Source organism: Pseudorhodobacter sp. E13 (assembly GCF_003991405.1).
Lineage (GTDB): Bacteria > Pseudomonadota > Alphaproteobacteria > Rhodobacterales > Rhodobacteraceae > Pseudorhodobacter.
The window spans coordinates 1-25,722 of record NZ_RPEN01000143.1 but is presented as its reverse complement, the minus strand read 5'-3'; the positions used below and the strand labels follow the sequence as shown (position 1 = coordinate 25,722).

Sequence of the window (25,722 nt, the reverse complement as noted above, 5' to 3'; positions counted from 1 at the left end):
AGGGGAAAATTTGGCCCCGCCCGTCACGGCGGCCCCGCATATCGCCCCTGCCCCAACCATTGCCGCAACCCCGCATGACGGTTCGCGCCGCCATTTTGGGGATATCCGGCCCACGCGGGGGGCGCGCGGGCCGGCAGGTCAGGAAAGGGTTACGCGTAAACGCATCGTCATGGTCAGTGCCGCACCCTGCGGCGCCACCTGCATTAGGCGCAACACGGGCCCGCGTGGCAAAGCCTAATTTGCCAGCCGCAACGGGCTGCGCAAAACCTTGCCGGAACGGGACTGGGATGCGCGGGTTCATGCCTATTCGTCCTCATCATCCCAATCGGCCCAGTCGTCCTCCTCCATCGGGGGGGCGTCGGGGGCAAAGACCTTGGGAAAGGACGCCTCGGCGATCTTGACGTTGATCTTGAGCAGCGCGTCATAGCTGGCGGGGTCGAACGGATCTTCAGCGGGCACCACCTCGCGGCCAAACAGCCATGACAAACGCCCCGCATCCAGATTGCCCCGCTCAAACGGTTCTTCACCGAAATGCGTCCAAAGCGCCTTCATGAAGCCTTCGTCGGCCAAGCGGTCCGCATTGGCGCGGTCGCGATAGCGTTCACGGCGGATGATCTTGGTCGCCCCGGCCTTATTGGCCCGGCGAATGACAAACTGAAAATCGGTAGAGGGAAGTCGCCCCGGAAAGCCACGATGCTTGATCATGCCGCACCCCCGATCGCGCGCAAGGCGGCAGTCAGAGGCCTGTGTTGGGGCGGGGATAGAAAGAGGGCGGGCATGGCGCCAAACGCGCCTTGCGCCCGCCCCGAAGTCTTACTTGTATTTGCCCGTGTAGACCGGCTCTTGCGAGACGGGTTCTTCAACATAGACAACTTCTTCTTGCTTCGGACCACCGCAAGCTGCGAGGAACGCAGCCGTGCAGAGGGAAAGAATGAGTTTCGTGCTCGTGGACATCCTCTACTCCTAGTTTCTTGTTGGGGTGACGCGCCGGATTGTCCCGAAGCATGTCCCAAATGCGAGGTATCGGCCGCTTGGGTTCGACCTTCGGAAACAATAGCCTGTTGCGCAGGCGAAAGACACAGCAAAACGCGCAAGTTGGCAGCATGTTGCTTGCCTACATCACGGGCAGGCCATTTTTTGCCGCTTACCGCTATATGTTGTGTTGTCATCAGTATGTCTCCCATATGCAGGCACCATCCTGAATCTGGTAGGCCTCAAAAAATTGCGTGGCCTCTGGGTCTGCTTCCCCAAAAGGCACCTCTCGGTCCGACAAGGACAAGATTACCTGATCCGGCAGATCGGCCCCGTCGGTCAGTTGCGGCAGGATATAGGTCTGGCACAGATGCAGCATATCCTGCGCGGCGGTATCGTAATCCACGCTGCCCCCATCCCGCGCGATTTGCGGCGCCAGAAAGCGGGCGCGCAGGATCAGTTCGTCCCCTTCTTCCCAGAACACATCCTGCAAGGTCACAGCTTGGCCGGACGGCACCGCGAACAGCGGCGCCCCGGCCTCATTGGCAACTTGCCACAGTTTTTCGCCCCCCCCGGTCATGCGGCGGCCTTGCGCAACAAGACGCGGGTCGAATTGCCCGAAGCTGACAGTTCCGTCACCGTTCCCAGCTTTTGCAAAGTGGCGATCTGCGGGGCCGCCCGCGCCGCGCGGAGGTCAAAAATCGCAGCCCCATCGGGGGCCAGCGCCTGTTCCAGAAACGGCACATAGGTTTCCACCGGATAGTGAAAGCCGCAGGACAGGAAAGACACCACCAGATCCACCGGCCCCTTGCTTTCGGGCGCGACATCACGCGGGTTCAGCGTGGTGATCCGGCTGTCCGCAACCCCGTTGGCACACAGCATCTGCCGCGCCCGCGCAAGGTTGGAATAGGCCGCCCCTTCGGCCTGAAAGCCGAAATGCCGGTGTTCGTTGCTTTCCAGATCAATCAGCACCAGTTCACAGCCCTGATCCTGCGCCAGAAACAGATCAAACAGCGCATAGCCGCAGCCGATATCGGCCACCCGCTTTGGGGCCAACGCGCGCAACACTGGCGCAATCTCGCGGTATTCGGCATGAATAACCCCTGCGGCCCGCCGTGCCACCGCCATGCCCAGCCGGTCAATTTCTGCCTCCATCGGGGCGCTGTTGCCACGGCCCCAGGCCCGGATCACCTGCCCCGAGGCCGGACGGTCAAACATGACCTCGGATCGTTGCAAGATCAGGTTGATCAAATCGTTGCGGTCAAAGCAGGACAGATCCAGCCCGGCAACCGCCGGATCTGCCGCTTCTTTCGCAATGTCGATGGGGGTTGGCATCATACGCTCCACTGTTGGGGGTTACAGCGGGATATTATCGTGCTTTTTCCACGGATTTGTAAGCTTCTTGCTGCGCAGGCTGGCAAAGGCCCGCGCCACGCGGCGGCGGGTCGAATGCGGCATGATCACCTCATCGACAAAGCCCTTTTCCGCTGCCACGAAGGGGTTGGCGAAACGGTCCTCATATTCCTTTGTGCGCTCGGCAATCTCCTCGGCGGTGCGGCCGCGATAGATGATCTCGGTCGCACCTTTGGCCCCCATCACCGCAATTTCCGCCGTGGGCCAGGCATAGTTGAAATCGCCGCGCAGATGCTTGGAGGCCATCACGTCATAGGCCCCGCCATAGGCTTTGCGGGTGATCACCGTCACCTTCGGCACCGTCGCCTCGCCATAGGCAAACAGCAGTTTCGCGCCATGCTTGATGACGCCGCCATATTCCTGGCTGGTGCCGGGCAAAAAGCCGGGCACGTCAACCAGCGTCAGGATCGGAATTTCAAATGCATCACAAAAGCGCACGAAGCGCGCAGCCTTGCGGCTGCTGTCAATATCAAGGCAACCGGCCAAAACCATCGGCTGATTGGCGACAACCCCCACCGACTGCCCTTCGATGCGGATGAAACCGGTGATGATATTGCCCGCATAATCGCGCTGAATTTCAAAGAAATCGCCCTCATCCGCCAGCTTAAGGATCAATTCCTTCATGTCATAGGGCTGGTTCGGGTTGTCGGGGATCAGCGTATCAAGGCTTTCCTCTATCCGCGCCGGATCATCGAAGAAGGGGCGCGTCGGGGCCTTTTCACGGTTCGACAGCGGCAAAAAGTCGATCAGACGCCGGGTTTCGGCCAGCGCCTCGACATCGTTTTCATAGGCACCATCCGCGACGGATGATTTCTTGGTATGCGTCACGGCCCCGCCCAGTTCCTCGGCGGTGACGACCTCGTTCGTGACGGTTTTCACCACATCCGGTCCCGTCACGAACATATAAGAACTGTCTTTGACCATGAAAATAAAATCGGTCATCGCGGGCGAATACACCGCGCCCCCGGCACATGGCCCCATAATCAGGCTGATCTGCGGCACCACGCCCGATGCCATGATATTGCGCTGGAACACCTCGGCATAGCCGGCAAGCGAGGCCACCCCTTCCTGAATCCGCGCGCCACCGGAATCGTTCATCCCGATCACCGGCGCGCCGTTTTGCAACGCCATGTCCATGATCTTGCAAATCTTTTGCGCATGAGTTTCGGACAAGGAGCCGCCGAACACCGTGAAATCCTGACTGAACACATAGACCATGCGGCCATTCACCGTGCCCCAGCCCGTCACCACGCCATCACCTGCGGGGCGGTCTTTTTCCATGCCGAAATCGGTGCAGCGATGGGCGACAAACATGTCAAACTCTTCGAAAGAGCCTTCATCCAGCAACAGCTCAATCCGTTCGCGGGCGGTCAGCTTGCCCTTGGCGTGCTGGGCAGCAACACGGCGTTCGCCCCCGCCCATACGGGCCACATTGCGGCGATCTTCAAGCTCTTGCAGAATATCTTTCATCTTCGGCCCCCCTGTGAACGATTCCGCGCACCCTATCCAGAACGGCCCTGCGCAGGAAGCAGAATTGAGAAAATTTGCAAACTATTGGCAATGGCAATGCTGCAAATTGCAAATCTGCGAAGCCTTGGCAGCGGCGGCACAACATGATTGATCTGGGCGCAATAGCCCTCTCCCGAAAGCCCCGCCATGCCCAGCCTGCCCATCCCCGTTATCACCATCGGCCTGCTTATCGCCTCCAACGTCTTCATGACCTTCGCGTGGTATGGCCATCTGAAATACAAATCCGCCCCGTTGATCACCGTGATCCTTGTCAGCTGGGGCATCGCGCTATTCGAATATGTGCTGCAAGTGCCCGCCAACCGCATCGGCCACGGCTATTTTTCCGCAGCCGAACTGAAAACCATCCAAGAGGTCATCACCCTGATGGTCTTTGCGCTGTTCTCGGTGTTCTTTCTGAAAGAGCCGCTGTCCTGGAACCACGCGCTTGGCTTTGCCTTCATCGCCTTGGGTGCGTTTTTCATCTTTCACAAATGGGGCTGACCGCCAGACCGTAGGGATTTTTTACCATTCGGACAATTCCGCGATGGACAGGCCGCGCGCTTCGGTCTAGCGATCAGGGATGAACAATCTTTCCCCCGTCCGCTATCTTGACCGGACGACACCGCCCCACATTACCACGCTCGTGCTGATTGCCGGGGTGGCCGCGCTGTCGCTGAACGTGTTTTTGCCCTCGCTGCCGTCGATGTCGGCCTATTTCGGCGTGGATTACGCGCTGATGCAGCTTTCCGTCTCGCTCTATCTGGCGACGACGGCGCTTTTGCAACTGGCCATCGGCCCGATATCCGACCGTTTTGGCCGCCGCCCGGTGATGCTGTTTGGCGCGGCGGTGTTCACGCTGGCATCCTTGGGGGCGCTGTTTGCGCCCAATTTCACCGTGTTCATGGCCTGCCGTCTGGCGCAGGCGATCATCGCTTCGGGCTTCGCTTTGTCCCGCGCGGCGGTGCGCGATATGGTGCCGCAAGATCAGGCCGCCTCGATGATCGGCTATGTGACGATGGGCATGTCAGTGGTGCCGATGGTGGGCCCGGTGATCGGCGGCGCGCTGGATGCGGCCTTTGGCTGGCAAGCCTCCTTCGCGATTCTGGCGCTGTCGGGGGCGGGGCTGTTTGCGCTGATGTGGTTTGATATGGGCGAAACCGCAACCACCCGCGCCGCCAGCTTTTCCGCCCAATTCCGGCAATATCCGGCCCTGCTCGCCTCGCAGCGGTTCTGGGGCTATTGCTTGGCCGCCGCTTTTGCTTCGGGGGCGTTTTTCGCCTATCTGGGCGGTGCGCCCTATGTTGGCACACAGTATTTCCACCTGAACCCCGCGCATTTGGGGGCCTATTTCGGCGCGCCCGCCTTGGGCTATATGGCGGGGAATTTCCTGTCGGGGCGCTATTCGGTGCGCTATGGCGTCAACTGGATGATCCTGACAGGGGCGCTGCTGTCAACAGCCGGGATGCTGGTGCTGCTGGTGCTGACACTGCTGGGCGTGGCGGGGCCGATGGCCTTCTTTGGCCTGATGATCAGCGTGGGCCTTGGCAACGGCATGCTGATGCCCAATGCCAATGCGGGTATGCTGTCGGTGCGGCCCAATCTGGCAGGCTCTGCCGCCGGGCTTGGCGGGGCCTTCATGATCGGCGGCGGCGCGGCGCTTTCGGCGCTGTCAGGCTTCATCCTTGGCCCCGATACCGGGCCGATGCCTCTGGTCCTGCTGATGACAGCCACCTCCGGTGCTGCCATCCTCTGTATCCTTTGGGTGCGCCACCGCGAAACCCAGATCTGACCGCTTGACAGGCGCAAGTTTGCAAAGTCATCCTGCGCTTTGCAAACCCTTGAGGGCGATATGGCCACACAAAAGCTTTATGCAGGCGTCAAGCTGCGCGAATTGCGCGGGCGCTTGCGGCTGACGCAAAAGGCCTTCGCGCAAAAGCTGGATGTCTCCCTGCCCTATCTGAACCAGATGGAAAACAACAACCGCCCCATCTCGGCGGGTGTGGTGCTGGCACTGGCACAGGAATTCGGGCTGGATGTGACCGAGCTGACCAGCGGCGACAGCGAACGCATCGTCACCGATATGCGCGAGGCGCTGGCCGATCCGGTCTTTACCGCGCCGCCCCCTTTGGCCGATCTGCGGCTGGCCGCCTCCAACGCGCCCGGCCTTGCCCGCGCCTTTCTCGATCTGCACCGCGCTTACCGCCAAAGCCACGAACGCCTTGCCTCGCTGGATGAGGCATTGGGCCGGAATGAAACCTCTCTCGCGCCTTCGGCATGGGAGGAGGTGCGCGATTTCTTTCACTATTGCGACAATTACATCGACGCAATCGACCGCGCAGCGGAACGCTATGCCACCCTAAAGGGCCCTGATATTCCTATCGAAACCACGGCACTTGCCACATTGGAGTCGCTTGGCATTGATTTGGACATTTCGAACAATGCCGATATCCGCCGCTTTGATGCCACCGCCAAACGGCTGGCGCTGTCGGGCCGCGCCTCGGGGCCGACCCGACGCTTTCAACTGCTGCATCAGGTCGCCCTGCTGACCCAGAATGACCTGCTGGAAGCGACGCTGGACCTCGCACAATTCCAAAGCCCCGAGGCGCGCGGCATCGCCAAGATCGGGCTGGCCAATTACTTTGCCGGGGCGGCCCTGATGCCCTACACCGCATTCCTGGACGCCGCCGACCGAGAGCGGCATGATCTGGAACGCCTCGCCGATCTGTTCGACAGTTCGATTGAGCAAGTCGCGCACAGGCTGTCCACCTTGCAGCGGCCGGGGGCAAAGGGCGTGCCCTTCTTCTTCGTCCGCGTCGATCAGGCGGGAACCGTGACCAAGCGCCATTCCGCCACCCGCTTTCAATTCGCGCGGTTCGGTGGCGCCTGCCCCTTGTGGAACGTGCATCAAGCCTTTGAAATGCCGGGGCGTTTTTTGCGGCAACTGGCGGAAACCCCGGATGGGGTGCGCTATGTCTGCCTTGCGCGCGACGTGTCAAAATCCGGTGGGGCCTTTGGCGCCCCGGTGCGCCGCTACGCGATCTGTCTGGGATGTGAGATTGGCCATGCCGACAAGCTGGTCTATGCCGATGGGCTGGACCTGCGCGGCCGCTTTGAACCCATCGGCATTTCCTGCCGGATTTGTGAGCGGCCCGATTGTCACCAACGCTCGGTGCCACCACTGGAAAAGCGCCTGACGGTCAATCCCGACAGGCGCGGGGTGCTGCCCTATGGCATCGCCCCCGACACCCCTTAGGCCGCCGACAAGATCGACCAGATTTCGTCTTTCAGATGGCTGCGCTTTTGCCGCAGGGCGGTTTCATTCGCCGCATCCGTCGGCTCCACCAGCGTTTCCGCCCGATGCACGGCGCGATTCACCTCATGGTATTCATCGAAAAGCTTGGCGAAATGCGCATTCTCCAGCTTCAGCTTGTGCATCTTTTCCACTTCAGCCGGGAATTCCTCGGCCAGTTCATGCGGGGTATGGGACATCAGGCGCTCCTTCTATTTCCTGTTACAGATCAAGTCTATAACAGGCAAGGCAACGGCGCTTTGACAGGGATCAAACCCGTGTCGAAAATTCAGCGTTTCGCGGCGCGAAATCCCGCCGCGCGCGCCTGTGCTTCCGAGCAGAAGAACGCCTCGCCCTTGGACGGGGAAATTTTGGTGGCGGCATAGTCGCGCTGCCCCGGCATGTGATAAATCCGCGCGCCCTTGGCCGAGATATTGCCCTTGATCACACAACCGCTTGGGGCCGTGCTGCCGCGTTTGGCGATCTGCCGATAGTCCCCCGGCGCGGTCATAGCCCCCGACCACAGCCCCCGCGCCTCGGCCTTGGCGGCGCGTTCCTGCGCCACATAGTCTGTGGAATAGCGGGTAAAGGCCGTCGCCGCCCCCGCCCGCACCATCAACGCCGCCACATCCCGTTGCCCGACCATGCAGCGCGCCACAGTGCGGCCATAGCGATCCTTCTCCACCGCCTCGCAGCGCAAAACCCCTTGCGAGACAATCTGTTGCAGCGCGTCCTTCGCCCATTTGCCGCAAGCCCAGTTCCGCCCCGAAGGGTCACAGCGCTGCTTCAATTCCGGCGCGTCGATCCCGAACAGGCGAATACGCTCCGCCCCGATGCGCAGGCTGTCGCCATCCGTCACCACTGCCTGCCCCGAAAGGGTCAGCGCCTGAGCGGGCGTGACAGCCAGCAGAAACAGAACAAGGGCGGAACGAAAGGTTAACATACCCTCGTTTTCCGCCCTATGCGGGCGAAAATCAAGAATTTTGTTAACCTTTGGTTAATATTGGTTAACGTTACCCAAAGCTTACCACAGGCTTTTAGCGCTGCGCCGCGCGCCAGTTTTCATTGACCTCTGGCGCCAGATTCATTGGGGCCAAGGGCGCGCGGCCAAGGATATGGTCGGCAGCCTTCTCCCCCACCATGATCGACGGCCCGTTCAGATTGCCATTGGTGATCTGCGGAAAAATTGAACTATCGGCCAGCCGCAAGCCTTCGACCCCGATCACCCGACATTCGGCATCCACCACGGCCATCGGGTCATCGCGCCGCCCCATGCGTGCAGTGCCGCAGGGGTGATAGGCGCTTTCGGCGTGTTCGCGGATGAAGTCGTCAATCTCGGCATCCGTTTGCACCGCTGCCCCCGGCTGGATTTCATGTTTCACAAAGGGCTGCATCGCCGCTTGGGCAAAAACCTCGCGGGTCAGGCGGATACAGGCGCGGAAATCCTCCCAATCCTGCGCCTCGGACATATAGTTGAAGCGGATGACCGGATGCGCCGCGGGGTCCGCCGAGCGCAGACGCACCGTCCCGCGCGACGGGCTGCGCATCGGCCCTGTATGCACCTGAAACCCATGCCCTTCAGCGCTGGCGCGGCCATCGTATCGCACAGCGATCGGCAGGAAATGATATTGAATATCAGGGTATTCCACGCCTTTCCTACTACGGATGAAACCACAAGCCTCAAACTGGTTCGACGCGCCAAGCCCCTTGCGGGTGAACAGCCATTGCGCCCCGATCAGCGCCTTGCCGATCAGGTTCCAGTATTTATACAGTGTGATCGGCTGCTTGCTGGCAAATTGCATATAGACCTCCAGATGGTCCTGCAAATTGCTGCCCACACCGGGCCGGTCGGCCAGCACCTCGATGCCATGTTCGGTCAGATGCGCAGCCGGGCCAATGCCCGACAGCATCAACAACTTGGGCGAGTTCAGGCTGCTCGCCGCCAGAATCACCTCTTTGCCCGCGCGGATCACCTCCACCGAACCACCGCGCGACAGTTCGACGCCAACCGCGCGCCCGCCTTCAATCACCACTTTGCGGGCAAGGCCGCGCACAAGCTGCACCCGCCCCGATTTCATCGCGGGTTTCAGATAGGCATTGGCCGCCGACCAGCGCTGGCCCTTGTAAATCGTGGCCTCCATCGGGCCAAAGCCTTCTTGCGCGGCACCGTTGTAATCGGGCGTCACCGGGTATCCGGCCTGTTCCCCTGCCGTGATGAAAGCATCAAACAGCGGGTTGTCGCGCGGCCCGCGCGTAATGTGCAACGGCCCATCGGTGCCGCGATAGGCAGAAGTGCCGCCGTGCCAATGCTCCATCCGGCGGAAATAGGGCAGCACATCGGCATAGGCCCAACCCTCCGCGCCCGCCTCGGCCCAATGGTCGTAATCCTTCGCATGGCCGCGCACATAAACCATACCGTTGATACTGCTGGACCCGCCGATCACCTTGCCGCGCGGCGTCACAAGGCTGCGCCCGCCCAGATGCGGCTCTGGCTCCGACGCCATACCCCAATCATAGAGGCCCATATTCATCGGATAGGACAGCGCGGCAGGCATCTGGATGAACGGCCCCGCATCCGTGCCGCCAAACTCGATCACACAGACCGAGGCCCCCGCCTCGGCCAAGCGGTAAGCCATGGAACAGCCCGCCGAGCCTGCGCCCACAATCACATAATCTGCTTGCATATCCGTCCCGCTTCTCGTGTTCCGGACCCGCCCTCAATAGGGCGCGTCAACCGGCCCCATGCCGACATAGACCGATTTGATCTGGCTGTAATACTCCAACGCCGCCTTGCCGTTTTCGCGCCCAACACCCGAAAGTTTGGCCCCGCCAAAGGGCATTTCTACCGGCGTCAGGTTATAGGTGTTGATCCAGCAAGTGCCTGCCTGCAACGCGCCAATCACCCGATGCGCCCGCGCCAGATCGGCGGTAAAGACGCCAGCCGCCAGCCCGAAATCCGTGTTATTTGCGCGGCTTACAACCTCTTCTTCATCCGAAAACTCAAGAACGGCCATCACCGGGCCAAACACTTCTTCGCAGGCCAGTTCCATCTCATCGGTGACATCGGCAAAGACGGTGGGTTCCACGAACATCCCCGCCGCAGCGCCCCCCGTGACCAGCCGCGCGCCTGCGGCCTTGGCCGCTTCGACATAGCCCATCACCTTGGACACCTGCGCGGCCGATACCAGCGGCCCCATCTGGGTGGCCATCTCCATCGGGTCGCCCAGCACGATCTTTTCGGCCCGCGCCTTCAGCTGTGCCAGAAACGCCTCCTTGATGCCCTTTTGCACGAAAACCCGGGTGCCATTGCTGCACACCTGCCCCGCCGAATAGAAATTCGCCATCATCGCGGCCCCCACCGCGCTGTCCAGATCGGCGTCATCAAAGATGATCAGCGGAGATTTGCCGCCCAGTTCCATCGTCACATTCCGGATACCATCGGCGGCCGCCGCATAAACCTTGCGCCCCGTTGGGACCGAACCGGTCAGCGACACCTTGGACACGCGCGCATCCGTCACCAGTGACGCCCCAACCGCACCGCGCCCCTGCACCACGTTGAACAACCCCGCAGGCAGCCCCGCCTCGATGAAAATCTCGGCCAGTTGCAGCGCGCCCAATGGCGTCACCTCAGAGGGTTTGAACACCATCGCATTGCCCATCGCCAAGGCAGGCGCGGATTTCCAGCAGGCGATCTGGCTGGGGTAATTCCACGCGCCGATGCCCACGCAAACGCCCAACGCCTCGCGCAGCGTATAGGCGAAATCGCCGCCCAGCGGGATGGTTTCGCCCGTCACCGTGGGGGCCAAACCGCCGAAATATTCCAACGCATCCGCGCCCGAGGGCCAATCGGCCACCAGCGTTTCCTGCAAGGGCTTGCCGGTATCCAGCGTCTCCAGCCGGGCAAGGCTATCGCCATAGTCGCGGATCAGATCGGCGGCGCGGCGCAAAATCCGCCCCCGCTCCACCGGTTTGCGCGCGGCCCATTCGGCCTGCGCCGCCGCAGCCGAGGCCAGCGCCGCATCAATCACCGCAGGCGTCGCCTCATGCAGACTGGCGATCACCTCGCCATTGGCGGGGTTGATAACCTCGATCACAGCGCCTTTGCTGTCTTCCAAATAGGCCCCATTGACGAAATGGCTGGCTTCGGGCTGGGCGATCATAGGGCGGCACCTTTCAACTCTGTGGTCTTTTCTCTGTTCAATTCGGCGGCCAGATAGGCCTGTATCATCGCAACCGAGGCCCGCCCGTCCGAAGGCCGCTCGCTCAGCGCCTCCCGCAGGTAAACCCCATCAATCAAGGCCCCCAAGGCACGCGCCACGGGGGCGGCACGCGCGCCCAGCATCGGGCGCAGCGCATGGGTCAGATTGGCATGCAAGCGACGCTGATAGATGTGCAACAAGCGCCGCGCGCCCGGCACCGTCTGCGCCAGCACATAGAAATTCAGCCAGGCGCTCACCACCTCCCGCCGGAAATTCGTTGCACTGAACGATGCGAGCAAGATCGCCTCCAGCCGCGCCTCGGGCGTCTTGGCCGCAGCCAATGCCCCCCGCACCTCGGCCCCGTAAAGCGACAGGATATGGCGCATGGCGGCCAGAAAGATCTGTTCCTTGCCGCCGAAATAATGATGCGCCAACGCGGTCGACATCCCCGCCCGTTTCGCAATCTGCCCCACCGTCACGTCCAAAGAGCCGGCCCGCCCGATCTCAAGGATCGTGGCTTTGACCAGCGCCGTCTTTCGGATAGGCTCCATTCCAAGCTTTGGCATGACCGGATTCCACTAATAACTTGCCATCCGGGCTATCGTGAAGTTTATTGACTCGTCAATCAACAAAAAACTAACCAACGGAGAAACCCTATGTCCACCCTCAAACACAGTCTTCTGGCCAGCGCCGCCGCCCTTGTTCTGGCTGGCCCCGCCTTCGCCAATTGCGACAAAGTGACCTTCTCGGATGTTGGCTGGACCGATATCACCGCCACCACCGCCGTTACCTCGCTGGTGCTGCAAGCGCTTGGCTATGAAACCGAAACCAAGGTTCTGTCGGTGCCTGTTACCTATGCCTCCATGGCCGAAGGCAATATCGACGTGTTTCTGGGCAACTGGATGCCCACGATGGAGGCCGATATCGCCCCCTACCGCGATGCAGGCACCGTTGACACCGTGCGCACCAACCTGACCGGCGCGAAATATACGCTGGCCACCAATGCCGCAGGCGTGGCCGCTGGTATCACCGATTTTGCCTCTATCGCGCAGGCCAAAGACGCCTTGGACAACAAGATCTATGGGATTGAGCCGGGCAATGACGGCAACCGCCTGATCATGGATATGATCGACGGCGATGCCTTTGGCCTGAAAGGCTTTGAACTGGTCGAATCCTCGGAGCAGGGCATGCTCGCACAGGCAACCCGGTCGGAAGAGCGGAATGAACCCATCGTGTTCCTCGGCTGGGAACCGCACCCGATGAACGCCAATATCAAGATGACCTATCTGCCCGGCGGCGATGATTTCTTTGGCCCCGATCTGGGCGGCGCGATTGTGGCCACCAACACCCGTGCAGGCTATGTCGCGGAATGCCCGAACACCGGCAAGCTGCTGCAAAACCTCGAATTTTCGCTGAAGCTGGAAAATGAGGTCATGGGCGCCATTCTGGATGACGGCCAATCCCCCGAAGCCGCCGCCAAGGCATGGTTGGCCGCCAACCCCGATACGCTGAGCGCATGGCTGGACGGTGTGACCACCAAGGACGGTGGCGATGCGATGGCCGCCGTCACCGCAGCCCTCGCCCAGTAATCCCGCAAGGCCCCGGCGCAATCCGGGGCCTTTTTCCCACAGGACAAAGATGGCCCTTCTCTCCCCCCTCGTTGAGGCGCTGACAGCCGCAAAAATCCCCGTCGGCGATGCTGCCCAAGCCGCGGTGACATGGCTCAAGACCCATGCCTCATGGTTGTTCGACCTGATCTCGGACCTGCTGGACGGGCTGATTGACGGGGTGACCTGGACAATCGAAACCATCGGCCCGATTGGCATGACGCTGCTTTTCGTGGCGCTGACCTACGCTTTGCAACGCAGCGCCAAGAAATGCGCCGTGGTGGCGCTTGGCATGCTGTTCATCATCAACCAAGGCTATTGGGACCGCACGATTGAAACCCTGTCGCTGATCCTTGTGTCCTGCATCGTCTGCATGGGCGTGGGCGTGCCGATGGGCATTCTGGCCGCGCGCAAACGCTGGGTTTACGGCGCAATCGAACCGGTGCTGGACCTGATGCAAACCCTGCCCACCTTCGTCTATCTTATTCCCGCCGTTATCTTTTTCGGCCTTGGCGCGGTGCCGGGGCTGATAGCCACGGTGATCTTTGCGCTGCCCGCCTCAATCCGGCTGACCTATCTTGGCATCGCCTCCACCCCCACCGCATTGACCGAGGCCGCAACCGCCTTCGGGGCCACCCCGATGCAACGGCTGCTGAAGGTCGAACTGCCTTCGGCCTTTCCGCAGATCATGGTCGGGCTGAACCAGACCATCATGCTCTCGCTCTCTATGGTTGTCATCGCCACGCTGGTCGGCGCGGGCGGGCTGGGGCAACCGGTGCTGAACGGCCTCAACCGGATGAAACCCGACCTTGGCTTTGAATCCGGTTTCGTCATCGTGGCGCTGGCCACCGTGCTGCGCGTGATGCTGGAGGTGCGCAAGAAATGAGCATTGCCGTCGAATTCAACAATGTCTCCATCGTCTTTGGCGACAGGCCAGAGGTCGCCCTGCCCCTGATGGACGCAGGCCAAAGCCGCGCTGAAATACAGGCCAGCACCGGGCAGGTGCTGGGCGTTCACAACTGCTCGCTGACGGTGAATGAGGGCGAGATTCTGGTGCTCATGGGCTTGTCCGGCTCGGGCAAATCCACGCTGTTGCGGGCGGTGAACGGGCTGAACCCGGTGGTGCGCGGGGCTGTGACCATCCATGATGACGGCTGGTCCTGCGATGTCGTCACCGCGCCCAAAGCCGACCTGTTGCGCCTGCGCCGCGAATGTGTGGCCATGGTGTTTCAGCAATTCGGCCTGCTGCCCTGGCGCACGGTGCGCGAAAATGTCGGTCTTGGGCTGGAACTTGCGGGCCAAACCGCCGCCCAGCGCCGCGCCAAGGTGGATGAACAGCTTGCACTGGTCAACCTGACCCAATGGGCCGACCGCAAAGTCGGAGAGCTTTCGGGCGGTATGCAGCAACGCGTTGGCCTTGCCCGCGCCTTTGTCACCGATGCGCCGATCCTGTTGATGGATGAACCCTTCTCTGCGCTGGATCCGCTGATCCGCGCGCGCCTGCAAGATGAGCTGCTGGAACTGCAACAGCGCCTGAAACGCAGCATCATCTTTGTCAGCCATGACCTTGATGAGGCGTTCAAAATCGGCAATCGCATCGCGCTGATGGACGGCGGGCGCATCGTGCAATGCGGCACCGCGCGCGAGATTATCGCCAACCCCGTCTCCGATTATGTGGCCGATTTCGTGGCCCATATGAACCCGCTCTCGGTGCTGACAGCCCGCGACGTAATGCAAGCCGGTCCCAGCACCGCAAGCCACACATTGGACGCCGAAACCCCGGTGATCCAGATCATGCAAGCCATGCGCGACGGTGCCACCGAAATCGCCGTCACCGAAAACGGCACCCGCATCGGCACCCTGACCGCCGCACATGTCATGGGGCGGCTGGTGGACCCGCGGGGGTAAGCGGGGGGGGCAACCTGCCCCCCTTGCCCCAAACCTTCCCACGCTTCGCCAAAAGGCGCAGGTTAAAACTTAGTTAAATAAAATCGCGTTATCACGCAAAAACAATCACTTACGAAAGCGTCCGCGCGCGATTCTTGTCGCCTATTCCGCCGCTTTCTTTGCGGCTGTTTTCTTCGCCGGGGCCTTTTTCGCTGCCGTTTTCTTCGCCGCAGGTTTCTTCTCTGCGGCTTTCTTGGGCGCTGCCTTCTTGGCCGGGGCTTTCTTTTTCGCCCCGGTTTTCGCCGCCCGTTCCGCCAGCAGTTCCAAGGCCTGCTCGACCGAAATCTCGGCAGGCTCGATCTCTTTCGGCACCGTCGCGTTGATCTTGCCCCATTTGATATAGGGCCCATAGCGCCCCGGCATCACAGCCATCGCGCCGCCTTCCGGGTGCTCGCCCAGATCCTTGATCGGCTCTGCCGCCACCCGCGCCTTGCTGTATTTATTGGCCAGAACCTCTACCGCGCGGTTCATCCCGATGGTGAACACCTCCTCCACATCCGGAAGGTTCGCGTAGGTTTTGTTATGCTTCACATAGGGGCCATAGCGGCCAATCGCAGCCTCGACCATTTCGCCATCTTCAGGGTGCGGGCCAATCTGGCGCGGCAGGGACAGCAGGGTCAAGGCGCGCTCAAGGTCCATCGTTTCCGGCGACCAGCCCTTCGGCAGGCTGGCGCGCGGCGGTTTCGGCACCTCTTCGCTGGCCTCGCCGCGCTGCACATAGGGGCCAAAACGCCCTGTGCGCAGGCTGATCTCCTCGCCATTCTCATCAACGCCCAGAACCTGCCCATCGGGCGAAATCGCAGCGCCCTCCTCGCCGCCCGGCACCGAAATCGGGCGGGTATAGCGACAGTCCGGGTAATTCCCGCAGCCAATGAACGCCCCACCTGACCGCGCGGTTTTCAGATGCAAACGCCCATCACCGCAGATCGGGCAGGACCGTGGGTCCGTGCCATCGGCCCGCGCCGGATACAGATGCGGCGCAAGGAATTCATCAATCTTGGTCAGCACCTCGCCAATGCGCAGATCGGCTGTCTCGGCAATCGCCGCCGAAAAATCGCGCCAGAACCGGGCCAATACTTCCTTGTAATCCCGATCCCCCGCCGAGACATCGTCAAGCTGGCCTTCCAGATCGGCGGTGAAATCATATTCCACATATTTGCGGAAATAGTTGGACAGAAAGGCCGTGACCAGCCGCCCCTTATCCTCGGGGAACAAACGGTTTTTATCCTTGCGCACATATTCGCGGTCCACGATCGTGGTCAGAATGGAGGCATAGGTCGAGGGCCGCCCGATCCCCAATTCTTCCATCCGCTTCACCAGCGTCGCCTCGGTATAGCGCGGCGGCGGCTGGGTGAAATGCTGCGCGCCCAGCACCGATTGGCTGGCATTGGTAACGGCCGAGGCGACCCGCGTGGCGGAGCCTTCGATCACCTCATCACCCGCAGCGGCAGCCTTGGCAAAGGCTTCGGCAAAGGCGCCCTTCACAAAGCCCGCAGCCTCACCCTGCATGATCTGGGGCAGACGGCCCTCATCGCCATCCTCATCATCGCGGCCTTCTTCATAAAGCTTGAGGAAACCGTCAAACAGCACCACCTGCCCGGTGGCCCGCAGCACCACCTGCCCATCATTGCTGCCCACATCGACCGTGGTGCGTTCCAGCCGCGCGGCGGCCATCTGGCTGGCAATCGTGCGCTTCCAGATCAGGTCATAGAGCTTTTTCTGCTCACCATCGAGGCGCAGATCCTCGGCCGCTTTTGCCATATCGGTGGGGCGGATACATTCATGCGCCTCTTGCGCGTTCTTGGCCTTGTTCTTGTAGATGCGCGGCGTTTCCGGCACATATTTCTTGCCGTAACGGTCCTCGATCGTGGCGCGCGCGGCTGTCACCGCCTCGGGGGCCATGTCGATGCCATCGGTTCGCATATAGGTGATATGCCCGGCCTCATATAGCCGCTGCGCAGCCCCCATACATTGCTTCGCCCCCATGCCGAATTTGCGGCTGGCCTCTTGCTGCAAGGTCGATGTCATGAAGGGCGCAGAGGGGTTGCGCGCGGCGGGCTTTGCCTCCACCGATTGCACCGTCAATGTTCGAGAAGTGACAGCCTGCACCGCCAAATCCGCCGCTTCGACATTGGAAATGTCGAATTTGTCCAATTTCTTGCCGCCCAACACGGTCAGGCGGGCATCATATTCCTGCCCTCGCGGCGTCTGCAAACGGGCGTTCACCCCCCAGAATTCACGCGGGCGGAAGGCTTCGATCTCCATCTCCCGCTCCACGATCAGGCGCAGACAGACCGATTGCACCCGCCCTGCCGATTTCGCCCCCGGCAACTTGCGCCACAGCACGGGCGACAGCGTGAAGCCCACCAGATAATCCAGCGCGCGGCGGGCCAGATAGGCATCCACCAGCGGCACGTCGATCTGGCGCGGGTTCTTCATCGCCTCGCTGACGGCGGCTTTGGTGATCGCGTTGAACGTCACGCGGCTGACCTTGGTATCTTTCTTGATGCTTTTCGCCAGCGCCTCTTGCAGGTGCCACGAGATCGCCTCTCCCTCGCGGTCAGGGTCGGTTGCGAGGATCAGTTCATTGTCGGATTTCAGCGCCTCGGTGATGGCTTTGATGTGCTTTTTGCTATCCGCCGCCACTTCCCATTTCATTGCGAAATCATCGTCCGGGTCGACGGACCCATCTTTCGGCGGCAGGTCGCGCACATGCCCGAATGAGGCCAGAACCGTATAGTCGGACCCGAGATATTTGTTGATTGTCTTGGCCTTGGCAGGCGATTCAACAACGACAACAGCCATGAAAACCTCTTTTCCGAACAATGCCCGTGATGGCGGGGCAAGATGTGTGCGAATGGGGCAAAATGTCAATGGAGCCAGATGTCATTCGCAAAGTGTTTGACCTGATTGCCTTTTTTGGCCTTCACTGCAACAAGGAATCGAGGCCCCCCATGAAACGTATCCTTGCATATGGCGCTTGTCTGGCCGCTTTTGGCGCAGGGCCGGCCCTTGGATGGCAGGAACCCGCGCGCGGATCGGCGGATCGGGCGGGGATGTTGGATGCCTTGCGACCGCATGCGGTCTGGCAATTGGGCGGGCCGGTAGAATTCGTGGTCGACAGCCTGCGGGTCGATGGTCGGCTGGGCTTTGCGATGCTGCGGCCACAACGCCCCGGCGGCGCGGAAATTGACTTGCGACAAACGCCCATGGGCCTGCGCGACCCCGAAGGCATCGACTTCATGGATGGCAGCAGCATGCAGGCGCTGTTTGAAAGATCGGGCGACACCTGGGTCGCCGTGCATTGGGCCATCGGTGCCACCGATGCCTGGTTCACCGCGCCAGAGCTTTGCGCTGCCTATCGCCCGGTGCTGGCGGAATTCTGCCGTTAATCCGCCCTTGACAGCAGCCCCCCCGCCTGCCGCAACACCTTGCCTTCCAGTTCCAGCGTCAGAAGTTCGGGCGTGATATGGGCGGGCGGCATCGCCAGATCGCGGATCAGCTGATCTTCGGCCAAGGGGCTGGGGCCAAGCCGGGCAAGGATCTGACTGTGCAGCGCCGAGATATCGTGCAAAGGCCTGCGGGCAGGCACCGGGCCGGGCAGCGGCGGGGCCGTAGGGACAGCAGGCTCGGGGCGCGCAGGCGTCGCTGTGCGGTGCAGCGCAAGGCCGGTGCCAATCGCCTCGATCACGTCAGAGGAGCTGCGCACAAGGGTCGCGCCATCGCGGATCAGACTGTTGCAGCCCGAAGCGCGGGCATCAAACGGGTGGCCCGGCACCGCCAGCACATCGCGCCCCTGATCCAGCGCATTGCGCGCGGTGATCAGACTGCCAGAGCGCGCCGCCGCCTCGACCACCACCACCGCGCGGGCAAGGCCGGACACCAGACGGTTGCGCAGGGGAAAATGCCGCGCCTGTGGGGCAAGGCCCATGGGTTGCTCTGATATGCGGCAGCCTTTCGCGGCAATCTCGCCCGCCAGAAGGGTGTTTTCTTCGGGATAGATCACATCGACCCCGCCCGCCTGCACCGCAACCGTGCCCAGCGCCAGCGCGGCCTTATGGGCGGCGGCGTCAATGCCCCGGGCCAGCCCCGACACGATCACAAAGCCGTTTTCGCCCATCGTCTCGGCCAGCCGGGTTGCCATGCGCAGCCCAAGGCTGGAGGCATTGCGCGCCCCCACCATCGCCAGCGCAGGCCGGTTGAGCAGCGACACATCGCCCAGCGCCCACAGCACCGGCGGCGCATCGGGCAGATCATACAGCGCCGCCGGATAGTCCGGCCCGCCCCAGCACAGCAGTTTCGCCCCCGCCACACGGCCCAGCGACATTTCGTGCTGCGCCACTTCCATCGGGCAGATGCTGTAATGGTCCACCCCTGCCGCGGCGGCGATGCCGGGCAAGGCCGCAAGCGCCGCCGCAGCGCTGCCATGTTCAGCGATCAGGCGATGAAAGGTCACCGGCCCCACCCGGCGAGAGCGGATCAGGCGCAGCCAATCCACCTCCTCACCCGGCAAGGGGCCGGTGGCGGGGCGTTCAGGGTCAAAAAGGTCCGAATCCATCGCAAGCCTCGGGGTTGTTCAAGTTTTAGCTTTCGTCGGGGAAAGTTAATGCTTCGTGAAGAAATCCGCGCTTTTGCCGATGTGATCGCCCGAACGTGATGCAATGGCCGCGCGTTTCAGACATTGGCAGGCGCGGGAACTGCCCCTATATCGGGGGTATGTTTGATGCATTGCTGCGCCGCCTGACGGCCCCGACCCCTGACCGCCTGCCTGAACCGGATGCCGATCTGGCCTTGGCGGCTTTGCTTGTGCGGCTGGCCCGCGCCGATGGCGATTATGCCCGCGTGGAGATGGCGCGGATTGACCGCGTGCTGGCCACCCGCCACCACCTGACACCGCAAGCCGCCGCCGATCTGCGCGCGCAGGCCGAGGTGTTGGAGCAGGAGGCCCCAGACACCGTCCGCTTTACCCGGGCGCTGAAAGAGGCCACCGCGCTGGAGGATCGTGAGGCAGTGGTGCAGGCGATGTGGTCTGTGGTTCTGGCCGATGACAGCCGTGATGCCGCCGAAGATCAGCTTATGCGGCTGGTGGTGAACCTGCTGGGGCTGACCGATCAGCAATCGGCCATGGCACGGCAACGGGCCGCCAAAGCATGATCGCCGCGCTGCCGATGTATGACTTCGGCGATCTGACCGCCGCGAATGACACGCTTTGGCACTTGATCCGCGAAGGGGCCGCCAAGGCCGGGCTGGAGGCCCCAGCGACCCTGCTGCGCGGCCCCGATCTGTGGGAGATTTGGCAGGCCCCTGACCTGCTGCTGGCGCAGACCTGTGGCTATCCGTTCCGGGCGCGGCTGCACCCCAAGGTCGCCTTGGTCGGCACGCCGGATTATGGGCTGGAGGGCTGCGGCCCCGGCCAGTATTGCAGCGTCTTTGTCGCCCGCGCCGATGATCCGCGCGCCACGCTGGCGGAATTTGACGGCACGGCCTTGGCCTATAATGAGCCGATGTCGCAATCGGGCTGGGCCGCCCCGCAGACAGAGGCCGCCCGTTTGGGGCTGCGATTCCCCGCAGGGCTGCGGACAGGTGCGCACCGGGCCACAGCCCAAGCCATTGCCGAAGGCCGCGCCGATCTGGGTGCGCTGGATGCGGTGACTTGGCGGCATTTGCGACGGCTGGACCGGGTGAGCGATGGCTTGCGGGTTGTGGCGCGCACCGCCCCCACCCCCGGCCTGCCCCTTATCACGGCGCAGCAGGACAAGGCGGCGCTGCTGTTCGACATCACCGCTGCCGCCATCACAGCCCTGCCCGACAGCGCGCGATACAGCCTTGGCTTGCGCGGGCTGGTGCGCCTGCCCGCCGCGGATTATCTGGCGGTGCCCAATCCGCCACCGCCCTGACAAAAGGCGCAGGCCCTTTGCGCAAAATGGCCGTGTGACGTGACGAATGGCCATAATGCCCGTTGCAATAGGGCAAATTATACGCCCTAATTTGCGCAACAACCCCAACGCCCCACCAACGCAGTGAGCCTTCGTGACCCAGAATACCCAAGCCCTCCGATCCGATGACACCGACAGCGCGGTGCCTGTCATCGAAATCCGGGACCTGCACAAAAGCTATGGCAATCTGGAGGTGCTGAAAGGCATTGATATGGTTGCGCCCAAGGGGCATGTGATCTCGCTGATCGGGTCTTCCGGGTCGGGCAAATCGACGCTGCTGCGCTGTTGCAACCTGTTGGAGGACAGCCAGCAAGGGGTCATCAAGTTCGAAGGCGAGGCGGTGCAATGGCGCGGCGAAGGTTTGAACCGCCACCCCGCCGACCGCGCGCAGGTCACGCGCATCCGCACAAATCTGTCGATGGTGTTTCAGCAGTTCAACCTGTGGTCCCATATGACCATCCTGCAAAACGTGATGGAGGCACCGGTGACGGTGCTGAAACGCGATCCGGTCGAGGTAGAGGCCAAGGCGCGGCAGTATCTGGAGAAGGTGGGCATTGGCGACAAGGCCGACGCTTGGCCTGCGATGTTGTCGGGCGGCCAGCAGCAACGCGCGGCGATTGCGCGCGCGCTGTGCATGGAACCCCGCGCGCTGTTGTTCGATGAACCGACATCCGCGCTGGACCCGGAATTGGAACAAGAGGTTGTCAAGGTCATCAAGGCCTTGGCCGAAGAAGGGCGCACCATGCTTTTGGTGACGCATGATATGAAACTGGCGGCCGATGTGTCGGATCACGTCGTGTTCCTGCACCAAGGCCGCACCGAAGAAGAAGGCCCCCCCGGCGCGTTGTTCGGAAACCCGCAATCAGAGCGTTTGCGTGGCTTCCTTTCGGCGGGCGGGTAAGGCACAAAGAACCATCACAAAAGCTTTGCAATAGGGAGCAACCAAATGAAAAAGCTGATTCTGACCACCGCGCTGCTGGCGCTGACCGCTAGCGCATCGCTGGCACAAACCGTGCGCATGGGGACCGAGGGCGCCTACCCTCCCTATAACTTCATCAATGACGCGGGCGAAGTGGACGGGTTTGAGCGCGAACTGGGCGACAAGCTGTGCGAAATGGCGGGCCTGACCTGTGAATGGGTGACGACCGATTGGGATGGTATCATCCCCAACCTTCAGTCCGGCAACTATGATGTGATCATCGCAGGGATGAGCATCACGGATGAGCGTAAGGAAGTCATCGACTTCACGCAAAACTATGTGCCGCCGGCCTCCTCGGCCTATATGGCGCTGGACGCGGGCGCCGATATCAAGGGCGGGGCTGTTTCGGCACAGACCGGCACGATTCAGGCAGGCTATGTGCAATCCAGCGGTGCCACTTTGATCGAATTCGCCACCCCGGATGAAACCGTGGCCGCCGTGCGCAATGGCGAGGCCGATGCCGTTTTCGCGGATAAGGAATATCTGGCACCGATTCTGGCGGAATCGAACGGCCAGTTCGTCTGGGCGGGTGAAGATGTGCAATTGGGCGGTGGTGTTGGCATGGGCCTGCGCAAATCCGACACCGAATTGCGCGACAAGTTCGATGCAGGCATCGCGGCCATGAAGGCCGATGGTTCCTTGAATGAGCTGATCAAGAAATGGTTCGGCGATACGGTCGCCCCGTTCTAAGACGCCAAAGTTTGGCGAGGTAACCCACTCTTGGGCAGCGCGCGGTTTTTCCAAACCTTTTCCGCGGAAAATACGCGCGCTGCCCTTACGGAATATTCATGTTTTCCAGTTGCGCCGACCCTTCGACCCTGCAAGGCCTGAACTGGCTTTTGTGCTACCTGACCACGGGCAAGCATCTTGATTTCTATTTCTCTTTTCTGACCGTGCTGACGCTGCTGGCGGTCACCGCCCCCACGGCGCTTGCCTTTGGTTTTGGCGGCGCGATGATGTCGCGGTCGCATATCCTGCCGCTGCGGATCATCGGCAAAGGCTATACCGCCATGGTGCGCGGCGTGCCGGATATCGTGTTCTTTCTGTTTTTCGTCATCGCGCTGGATCAGGGGATCGAGTGGTTGATGCATCAGGTCCGCTGCCCGGACTGGACAGACCCTATTCGCAACGGCTTGGAATTCCGGGTCTGCCCCGAGGCGAAAGTGCCGCAGAACGCCTCGGCGCAGGTCTGGCATTCGGCCTATGGCTTTGTGCTGGCGGTGGTGACATTCGCGCTGGTGTTCGGGGCCTTTGCCGCCAATGTGATTTACGGCGCGATGCAGGCTGTGCCGCGCGCGCAGTTGGAAACCGCCGAAGCTTATGGCATGAACGCGCGCCAGGTGTTCCGCCGGGTTCTGGTGCCGCAGATGTGGGTCTATGCCCTGCCCGGCCTGTCGAACCTGTGGATGATCTTGATCAAGGCCACGCCTTTGCTGTTCTTGCTGGGGGTGCAGGATATCGTTTATTGGGCGCGGGAATTGGGCGGCGCGAAAACCAGCGCCTATGCCTATCCGCACCCCGATTGGCGGCTGTATTACTTCTTGTTCCTGCTGGTGTTTTACCTGTGCATGACGCGGGTATCAGAACTGGTGCTGACGCGCATCCAGAACCGCCTGAGCCTTGGGCAAGCCACCGCATCGGGTGAAGCCCAAAGAAAGGCTGCCACATGAGTTGCCTGCAAACCATTGCCGATTATGGCTTGCGGTCGCTTGGTTATGGTGAACGCCTGCTGCCCAAGGCCGATTTCACCCTGTGCCAGCAATTCACGCTGATCGGCTCTGGCCTGATCTGGAACATCTATTTCGGCGCGCTGGCGCTGCTGTTCGGCTTTGTGCTGGCCAATGCGCTGGCGCTGGCCAAGGCGTCCCGCTTCAAACTGGCGCGCAAGCCGGCAGAATGGTTCATCTTTGTGTTCCGCGGCTCGCCTTTGTTCATTCAGTTCTTTCTGGCCTATGAAGCATTGGTGCTGCTGCCGCGCAACGGGATCGAGCTGTTCGGCATCACCGCCGAGGTCAGCTGGCTGTCGCGCGCTTGGGCCGGGGCGCTGATCGTGCTGTTTTTGAACACCGCCGCCTATTCCGCCGAGATTTTCTACGGCGCGCTGCGGTCCATCCCCAAGGGCGATCTGGAGGCGGCGGATGCCTATGGCATCACCGGCTGGGCGCGGTTTCGCCGTATCCAATGGCCGACCATGCTGCGGCTGGGCTGGCCCGCCTATACCAATGAGGCGATCTTTCTGTTCCACGCAACGACACTGGTGTTCTTTTCCGGCTTTCCGGCCTTCCGGCAGGAAGGTGACGCGCTGTATTACGCCAGTTATTTCGTCGACAAAACCTTCAACCCCTTCGTCCCCTACCCCATCGTTGCCTTCTATTTCATCCTGCTGACCTTGGCGGTGATCTGGGTCTTTGGGGCCATCAACAAACGACTGAACAGGCATTTGCCCTCAAACGAGCGGAGCCGCGTCAAGCTGCGCCCGCAGATCATCAGGTGAGTTATGAAAGACTGGCTACGCAAACATCCCGAAGTCCGCACGATCCGTGTCGCAGCGGCCGACCTGAATGGGCAGGCGCGGGGCAAACGTATCCCGTCCCGCTTTGCCGATAAGGCGGTCAAGGATGGCATCCGCTTTCCTTTCTCGGTGCTGAACCTTGACATCTGGGGCGAAGATATCGACGACAGCCCGCTGGTGTTCGAACAAGGCGATGCCGATGGCGTGCTGAAACCGACCGAGCGCGGCTTCATGCCGATGCCTTGGCTGGAGGCGCCAACCGCCTTGCTGCCGATCTGGATGTTCCGCGAAAACGGCCAACCCTATGATGGCGATCCGCGTCAGGCGCTGGCCGCCGTGGTCGCCCGCTACAAGGCACGCGGCCTGACCCCGGTCTGCGCAATGGAACTGGAATTCTTTCTGATCGACGACTCTGGCAAAAAGATGCAGGTGCCCGCCTCGCCCCGCTCTGGCAAACGCCGCAAGGCCGCCGAAACCCTGTCGATCCGGGCGCTGGACGCGTTCGATACTTTCTTCACCGATCTCTATGACGCCTGCGAGGCGATGGATATCCCTGCCGATACCTCCACCTCGGAAACCGGGCTTGGACAATTTGAGGTGAACCTGATGCATTGCGACGATGCCCTGCGCGCCGCCGATGATGCATGGCTGTTCAAGATGCTGGTCAAGGGGCTGGCCCGCAGACATGGTTTTGCGGCCTCTTTCATGGCCAAACCCTACCCGGAATATTCCGGCTCTGGCCTGCACACGCATTTCTCGATCCTCGATGAAAAAGGCGACAATATCTTTGATTCCGGTGGGCCAAAGGGCACCGCAGCCCTGCGCCACGCCGTTGCAGGCTGCTTGTCCGCGATGAGCGATTCCACCCTGCTTTTCGCCCCACATGCCAACAGCTATGAACGGCTGGTGCCCGACGCCCATGCCCCGACCATGGTGTGCTGGGGTTATGAAAATCGCACCGCCGCAATCCGCATTCCGGCCGGCAGCCCCGCCGCACGCCGGATCGAACACCGCGTCGCGGGCGGCGATGTGAACCCCTATCTGATGCTGGCCGTCATCCTTGGCGCAGCTCTGAATGGCATCGAGGACGCGGTAGAACCGCCTGCCCCCATCGCAGGCAATGCCTATGCCACCGAAGGTCTGGACCAGATCCCGACCGATTGGGCCGCAGCGATCGACGCCTTCGAAAACTCCACCATCCTGCCTCGCATCTTCAGCCGCGACCTGATCCGCAACTATGCGCTGACAAAACGGCAGGAAATGCACTACCTCGCAGAACTCAGCATCGAAGAGCAACTCGAACTCTATCTCGACACCGTCTAACCCCCCACCCTACCTCCCCCCCCCCAGCCCCCTCGT

25 protein-coding genes are annotated in these 25,722 nt (G+C 61.7%); 14 read left to right on the top strand and 11 right to left on the bottom strand.

Going from position 1 to position 25,722, the window contains the following annotated elements; translation table 11 throughout:
- Positions 1 to 303: 303 nt before the first annotated feature.
- The 4 genes from EGN72_RS03610 to EGN72_RS03595 all read right to left on the bottom strand — a co-directional run bounded on the left by EGN72_RS03610 (position 304) and on the right by EGN72_RS03595 (position 3,855).
- Positions 304 to 705: a hypothetical protein gene (locus EGN72_RS03610; RefSeq protein WP_127045286.1), complete on the bottom strand. Its 402-nt coding sequence runs from the start codon at positions 703 to 705 to the stop codon at positions 304 to 306.
- Between the two features lie 463 nt (positions 706 to 1,168).
- Positions 1,169 to 1,552, bottom strand: coding sequence for a DUF6497 family protein (locus tag EGN72_RS03605; protein WP_127045285.1), 384 nt, complete (start codon positions 1,550 to 1,552; stop codon positions 1,169 to 1,171).
- Positions 1,549 to 2,307, bottom strand: a complete 759-nt coding sequence (locus EGN72_RS03600; RefSeq protein WP_127045284.1) for a cyclopropane-fatty-acyl-phospholipid synthase family protein — start codon at positions 2,305 to 2,307, stop codon at positions 1,549 to 1,551. Before EGN72_RS03600 ends, EGN72_RS03605 begins: the two co-directional genes overlap by 4 nt.
- A 21-nt stretch (positions 2,308 to 2,328) precedes the next feature.
- Positions 2,329 to 3,855 carry an acyl-CoA carboxylase subunit beta gene (locus tag EGN72_RS03595; RefSeq protein WP_127045283.1) on the bottom strand — a complete coding sequence of 509 codons (1,527 nt, stop codon included), beginning with the start codon at positions 3,853 to 3,855 and terminating at the stop codon, positions 2,329 to 2,331.
- Between the two features lie 186 nt (positions 3,856 to 4,041).
- Here EGN72_RS03595 and EGN72_RS03590 point away from each other — a divergent pair, with 186 nt between their 5' ends.
- The 3 genes from EGN72_RS03590 (at position 4,042) to EGN72_RS03580 (ending at position 7,147) form a co-directional block, all read left to right on the top strand.
- Positions 4,042 to 4,395: a DMT family protein gene (locus tag EGN72_RS03590; RefSeq protein WP_127045282.1), complete on the top strand. Its 354-nt coding sequence runs from the start codon at positions 4,042 to 4,044 to the stop codon at positions 4,393 to 4,395.
- Positions 4,396 to 4,474: 79 nt separating this feature from the next.
- Positions 4,475 to 5,683 carry a multidrug effflux MFS transporter gene (locus EGN72_RS03585; protein WP_127045281.1) on the top strand — a complete coding sequence of 403 codons (1,209 nt, stop codon included), beginning with the start codon at positions 4,475 to 4,477 and terminating at the stop codon, positions 5,681 to 5,683.
- A gap of 60 nt (positions 5,684 to 5,743) precedes the next feature.
- Complete coding sequence (locus EGN72_RS03580) at positions 5,744 to 7,147, top strand: short-chain fatty acyl-CoA regulator family protein (protein WP_127045280.1); 1,404 nt, start codon at positions 5,744 to 5,746, stop codon at positions 7,145 to 7,147.
- Here the strand turns inward: EGN72_RS03580 and EGN72_RS03575 are convergent.
- The 5 genes from EGN72_RS03575 to betI all read right to left on the bottom strand — a co-directional run bounded on the left by EGN72_RS03575 (position 7,144) and on the right by betI (position 11,948).
- Positions 7,144 to 7,383 (bottom strand): YdcH family protein, encoded by a 240-nt coding sequence (locus tag EGN72_RS03575; RefSeq protein WP_127045279.1) that lies wholly within the window; start codon positions 7,381 to 7,383, stop codon positions 7,144 to 7,146. The genes EGN72_RS03580 and EGN72_RS03575 overlap by 4 nt on opposite strands.
- A gap of 89 nt (positions 7,384 to 7,472) precedes the next feature.
- Positions 7,473 to 8,126 (bottom strand): thermonuclease family protein, encoded by a 654-nt coding sequence (locus tag EGN72_RS03570; protein WP_127045278.1) that lies wholly within the window; start codon positions 8,124 to 8,126, stop codon positions 7,473 to 7,475.
- A gap of 94 nt (positions 8,127 to 8,220) precedes the next feature.
- Positions 8,221 to 9,867 carry a choline dehydrogenase gene (gene betA / locus EGN72_RS03565; RefSeq protein WP_127045277.1) on the bottom strand — a complete coding sequence of 549 codons (1,647 nt, stop codon included), beginning with the start codon at positions 9,865 to 9,867 and terminating at the stop codon, positions 8,221 to 8,223.
- A gap of 33 nt (positions 9,868 to 9,900) precedes the next feature.
- On the bottom strand, positions 9,901 to 11,343 hold the full coding sequence (betB, locus tag EGN72_RS03560) for a betaine-aldehyde dehydrogenase (protein WP_127045276.1): 1,443 nt from the start codon (positions 11,341 to 11,343) through the stop codon (positions 9,901 to 9,903).
- Entirely contained in the window at positions 11,340 to 11,948 is a 609-nt protein-coding gene (gene betI, locus EGN72_RS03555; protein ID WP_127045275.1) for a transcriptional regulator BetI, read from the bottom strand. The genes betB and betI overlap by 4 nt, the downstream gene beginning before the upstream one ends.
- 90 nt (positions 11,949 to 12,038) lie before the next feature.
- Between betI and choX the strand changes: the two genes are divergently transcribed.
- Genes choX through choV form a run of 3 tightly spaced genes read left to right on the top strand, consistent with a single transcriptional unit; the run spans position 12,039 to position 14,897 of the window.
- Positions 12,039 to 12,971 (top strand): choline ABC transporter substrate-binding protein, encoded by a 933-nt coding sequence (gene choX / locus EGN72_RS03550; RefSeq protein ID WP_127045274.1) that lies wholly within the window; start codon positions 12,039 to 12,041, stop codon positions 12,969 to 12,971.
- Positions 12,972 to 13,020: 49 nt separating this feature from the next.
- Complete coding sequence (gene choW / locus EGN72_RS03545; RefSeq protein WP_127045273.1) at positions 13,021 to 13,875, top strand: choline ABC transporter permease subunit; 855 nt, start codon at positions 13,021 to 13,023, stop codon at positions 13,873 to 13,875.
- Positions 13,872 to 14,897, top strand: a complete 1,026-nt coding sequence (gene choV, locus EGN72_RS03540) for a choline ABC transporter ATP-binding protein (RefSeq protein WP_127045272.1) — start codon at positions 13,872 to 13,874, stop codon at positions 14,895 to 14,897. Before choW ends, choV begins: the two co-directional genes overlap by 4 nt.
- 141 nt (positions 14,898 to 15,038) lie before the next feature.
- On the opposite strand, the gene topA is transcribed toward choV, so the two are convergent.
- Positions 15,039 to 17,741: a type I DNA topoisomerase gene (topA, locus tag EGN72_RS03535; protein WP_127045271.1), complete on the bottom strand. Its 2,703-nt coding sequence runs from the start codon at positions 17,739 to 17,741 to the stop codon at positions 15,039 to 15,041.
- A gap of 149 nt (positions 17,742 to 17,890) precedes the next feature.
- Between topA and EGN72_RS03530 the strand changes: the two genes are divergently transcribed.
- Positions 17,891 to 18,328 (top strand): hypothetical protein, encoded by a 438-nt coding sequence (locus tag EGN72_RS03530; protein ID WP_127045270.1) that lies wholly within the window; start codon positions 17,891 to 17,893, stop codon positions 18,326 to 18,328.
- On the opposite strand, the gene dprA is transcribed toward EGN72_RS03530, so the two are convergent.
- A complete protein-coding gene (dprA, locus tag EGN72_RS03525; RefSeq protein WP_127045269.1) occupies positions 18,325 to 19,494 on the bottom strand; it encodes a DNA-processing protein DprA in 1,170 nt (389 codons plus the stop codon). The genes EGN72_RS03530 and dprA overlap by 4 nt on opposite strands.
- A gap of 158 nt (positions 19,495 to 19,652) precedes the next feature.
- On the opposite strand from dprA, the gene EGN72_RS03520 reads away from it, so the two are divergent.
- The 7 genes from EGN72_RS03520 (at position 19,653) to EGN72_RS03490 (ending at position 25,686) form a co-directional block, all read left to right on the top strand.
- Positions 19,653 to 20,090 carry a TerB family tellurite resistance protein gene (locus tag EGN72_RS03520; RefSeq protein WP_127045268.1) on the top strand — a complete coding sequence of 146 codons (438 nt, stop codon included), beginning with the start codon at positions 19,653 to 19,655 and terminating at the stop codon, positions 20,088 to 20,090.
- Entirely contained in the window at positions 20,087 to 20,833 is a 747-nt protein-coding gene (locus EGN72_RS03515) for a phosphate/phosphite/phosphonate ABC transporter substrate-binding protein (protein ID WP_127045267.1), read from the top strand. The genes EGN72_RS03520 and EGN72_RS03515 overlap by 4 nt, the downstream gene beginning before the upstream one ends.
- 133 nt (positions 20,834 to 20,966) lie before the next feature.
- Complete coding sequence (locus EGN72_RS03510; RefSeq protein ID WP_305000503.1) at positions 20,967 to 21,773, top strand: ABC transporter ATP-binding protein; 807 nt, start codon at positions 20,967 to 20,969, stop codon at positions 21,771 to 21,773.
- A 45-nt stretch (positions 21,774 to 21,818) separates the two neighbouring features.
- Positions 21,819 to 22,541, top strand: a complete 723-nt coding sequence (locus EGN72_RS03505; protein ID WP_127045266.1) for a transporter substrate-binding domain-containing protein — start codon at positions 21,819 to 21,821, stop codon at positions 22,539 to 22,541.
- A 98-nt stretch (positions 22,542 to 22,639) separates the two neighbouring features.
- On the top strand, positions 22,640 to 23,521 hold the full coding sequence (locus EGN72_RS03500) for an ABC transporter permease (protein ID WP_127045265.1): 882 nt from the start codon (positions 22,640 to 22,642) through the stop codon (positions 23,519 to 23,521).
- Positions 23,518 to 24,345, top strand: coding sequence for an ABC transporter permease (locus EGN72_RS03495; RefSeq protein WP_127045264.1), 828 nt, complete (start codon positions 23,518 to 23,520; stop codon positions 24,343 to 24,345). Before EGN72_RS03500 ends, EGN72_RS03495 begins: the two co-directional genes overlap by 4 nt.
- 3 nt (positions 24,346 to 24,348) lie before the next feature.
- Positions 24,349 to 25,686 carry a glutamine synthetase family protein gene (locus EGN72_RS03490; RefSeq protein WP_127045263.1) on the top strand — a complete coding sequence of 446 codons (1,338 nt, stop codon included), beginning with the start codon at positions 24,349 to 24,351 and terminating at the stop codon, positions 25,684 to 25,686.
- Positions 25,687 to 25,722: the final 36 nt, after the last annotated feature.

What these genes read in the sequence shown, in the direction of transcription:
- EGN72_RS03610 (WP_127045286.1), bottom strand. Translation starts at nt 705, where the DNA reads ATGATCAAGCATCGTGGCTTTCCGGGGCGACTTCCCTCTACCGATTTT.
- EGN72_RS03605 (WP_127045285.1), bottom strand. Translation starts at nt 1,552, where the DNA reads ATGACCGGGGGGGGCGAAAAACTGTGGCAAGTTGCCAATGAGGCCGGG.
- EGN72_RS03600 (WP_127045284.1), bottom strand. Translation starts at nt 2,307, where the DNA reads ATGCCAACCCCCATCGACATTGCGAAAGAAGCGGCAGATCCGGCGGTT.
- EGN72_RS03595 (WP_127045283.1), bottom strand. Translation starts at nt 3,855, where the DNA reads ATGAAAGATATTCTGCAAGAGCTTGAAGATCGCCGCAATGTGGCCCGT.
- EGN72_RS03590 (WP_127045282.1), top strand. Translation starts at nt 4,042, where the DNA reads ATGCCCAGCCTGCCCATCCCCGTTATCACCATCGGCCTGCTTATCGCC.
- EGN72_RS03585 (WP_127045281.1), top strand. Translation starts at nt 4,475, where the DNA reads ATGAACAATCTTTCCCCCGTCCGCTATCTTGACCGGACGACACCGCCC.
- EGN72_RS03580 (WP_127045280.1), top strand. Translation starts at nt 5,744, where the DNA reads ATGGCCACACAAAAGCTTTATGCAGGCGTCAAGCTGCGCGAATTGCGC.
- EGN72_RS03575 (WP_127045279.1), bottom strand. Translation starts at nt 7,383, where the DNA reads ATGTCCCATACCCCGCATGAACTGGCCGAGGAATTCCCGGCTGAAGTG.
- EGN72_RS03570 (WP_127045278.1), bottom strand. Translation starts at nt 8,126, where the DNA reads ATGTTAACCTTTCGTTCCGCCCTTGTTCTGTTTCTGCTGGCTGTCACG.
- betA (WP_127045277.1), bottom strand. Translation starts at nt 9,867, where the DNA reads ATGCAAGCAGATTATGTGATTGTGGGCGCAGGCTCGGCGGGCTGTTCC.
- betB (WP_127045276.1), bottom strand. Translation starts at nt 11,343, where the DNA reads ATGATCGCCCAGCCCGAAGCCAGCCATTTCGTCAATGGGGCCTATTTG.
- betI (WP_127045275.1), bottom strand. Translation starts at nt 11,948, where the DNA reads ATGCCAAAGCTTGGAATGGAGCCTATCCGAAAGACGGCGCTGGTCAAA.
- choX (WP_127045274.1), top strand. Translation starts at nt 12,039, where the DNA reads ATGTCCACCCTCAAACACAGTCTTCTGGCCAGCGCCGCCGCCCTTGTT.
- choW (WP_127045273.1), top strand. Translation starts at nt 13,021, where the DNA reads ATGGCCCTTCTCTCCCCCCTCGTTGAGGCGCTGACAGCCGCAAAAATC.
- choV (WP_127045272.1), top strand. Translation starts at nt 13,872, where the DNA reads ATGAGCATTGCCGTCGAATTCAACAATGTCTCCATCGTCTTTGGCGAC.
- topA (WP_127045271.1), bottom strand. Translation starts at nt 17,741, where the DNA reads ATGGCTGTTGTCGTTGTTGAATCGCCTGCCAAGGCCAAGACAATCAAC.
- EGN72_RS03530 (WP_127045270.1), top strand. Translation starts at nt 17,891, where the DNA reads ATGAAACGTATCCTTGCATATGGCGCTTGTCTGGCCGCTTTTGGCGCA.
- dprA (WP_127045269.1), bottom strand. Translation starts at nt 19,494, where the DNA reads ATGGATTCGGACCTTTTTGACCCTGAACGCCCCGCCACCGGCCCCTTG.
- EGN72_RS03520 (WP_127045268.1), top strand. Translation starts at nt 19,653, where the DNA reads ATGTTTGATGCATTGCTGCGCCGCCTGACGGCCCCGACCCCTGACCGC.
- EGN72_RS03515 (WP_127045267.1), top strand. Translation starts at nt 20,087, where the DNA reads ATGATCGCCGCGCTGCCGATGTATGACTTCGGCGATCTGACCGCCGCG.
- EGN72_RS03505 (WP_127045266.1), top strand. Translation starts at nt 21,819, where the DNA reads ATGAAAAAGCTGATTCTGACCACCGCGCTGCTGGCGCTGACCGCTAGC.
- EGN72_RS03500 (WP_127045265.1), top strand. Translation starts at nt 22,640, where the DNA reads ATGTTTTCCAGTTGCGCCGACCCTTCGACCCTGCAAGGCCTGAACTGG.
- EGN72_RS03495 (WP_127045264.1), top strand. Translation starts at nt 23,518, where the DNA reads ATGAGTTGCCTGCAAACCATTGCCGATTATGGCTTGCGGTCGCTTGGT.
- EGN72_RS03490 (WP_127045263.1), top strand. Translation starts at nt 24,349, where the DNA reads ATGAAAGACTGGCTACGCAAACATCCCGAAGTCCGCACGATCCGTGTC.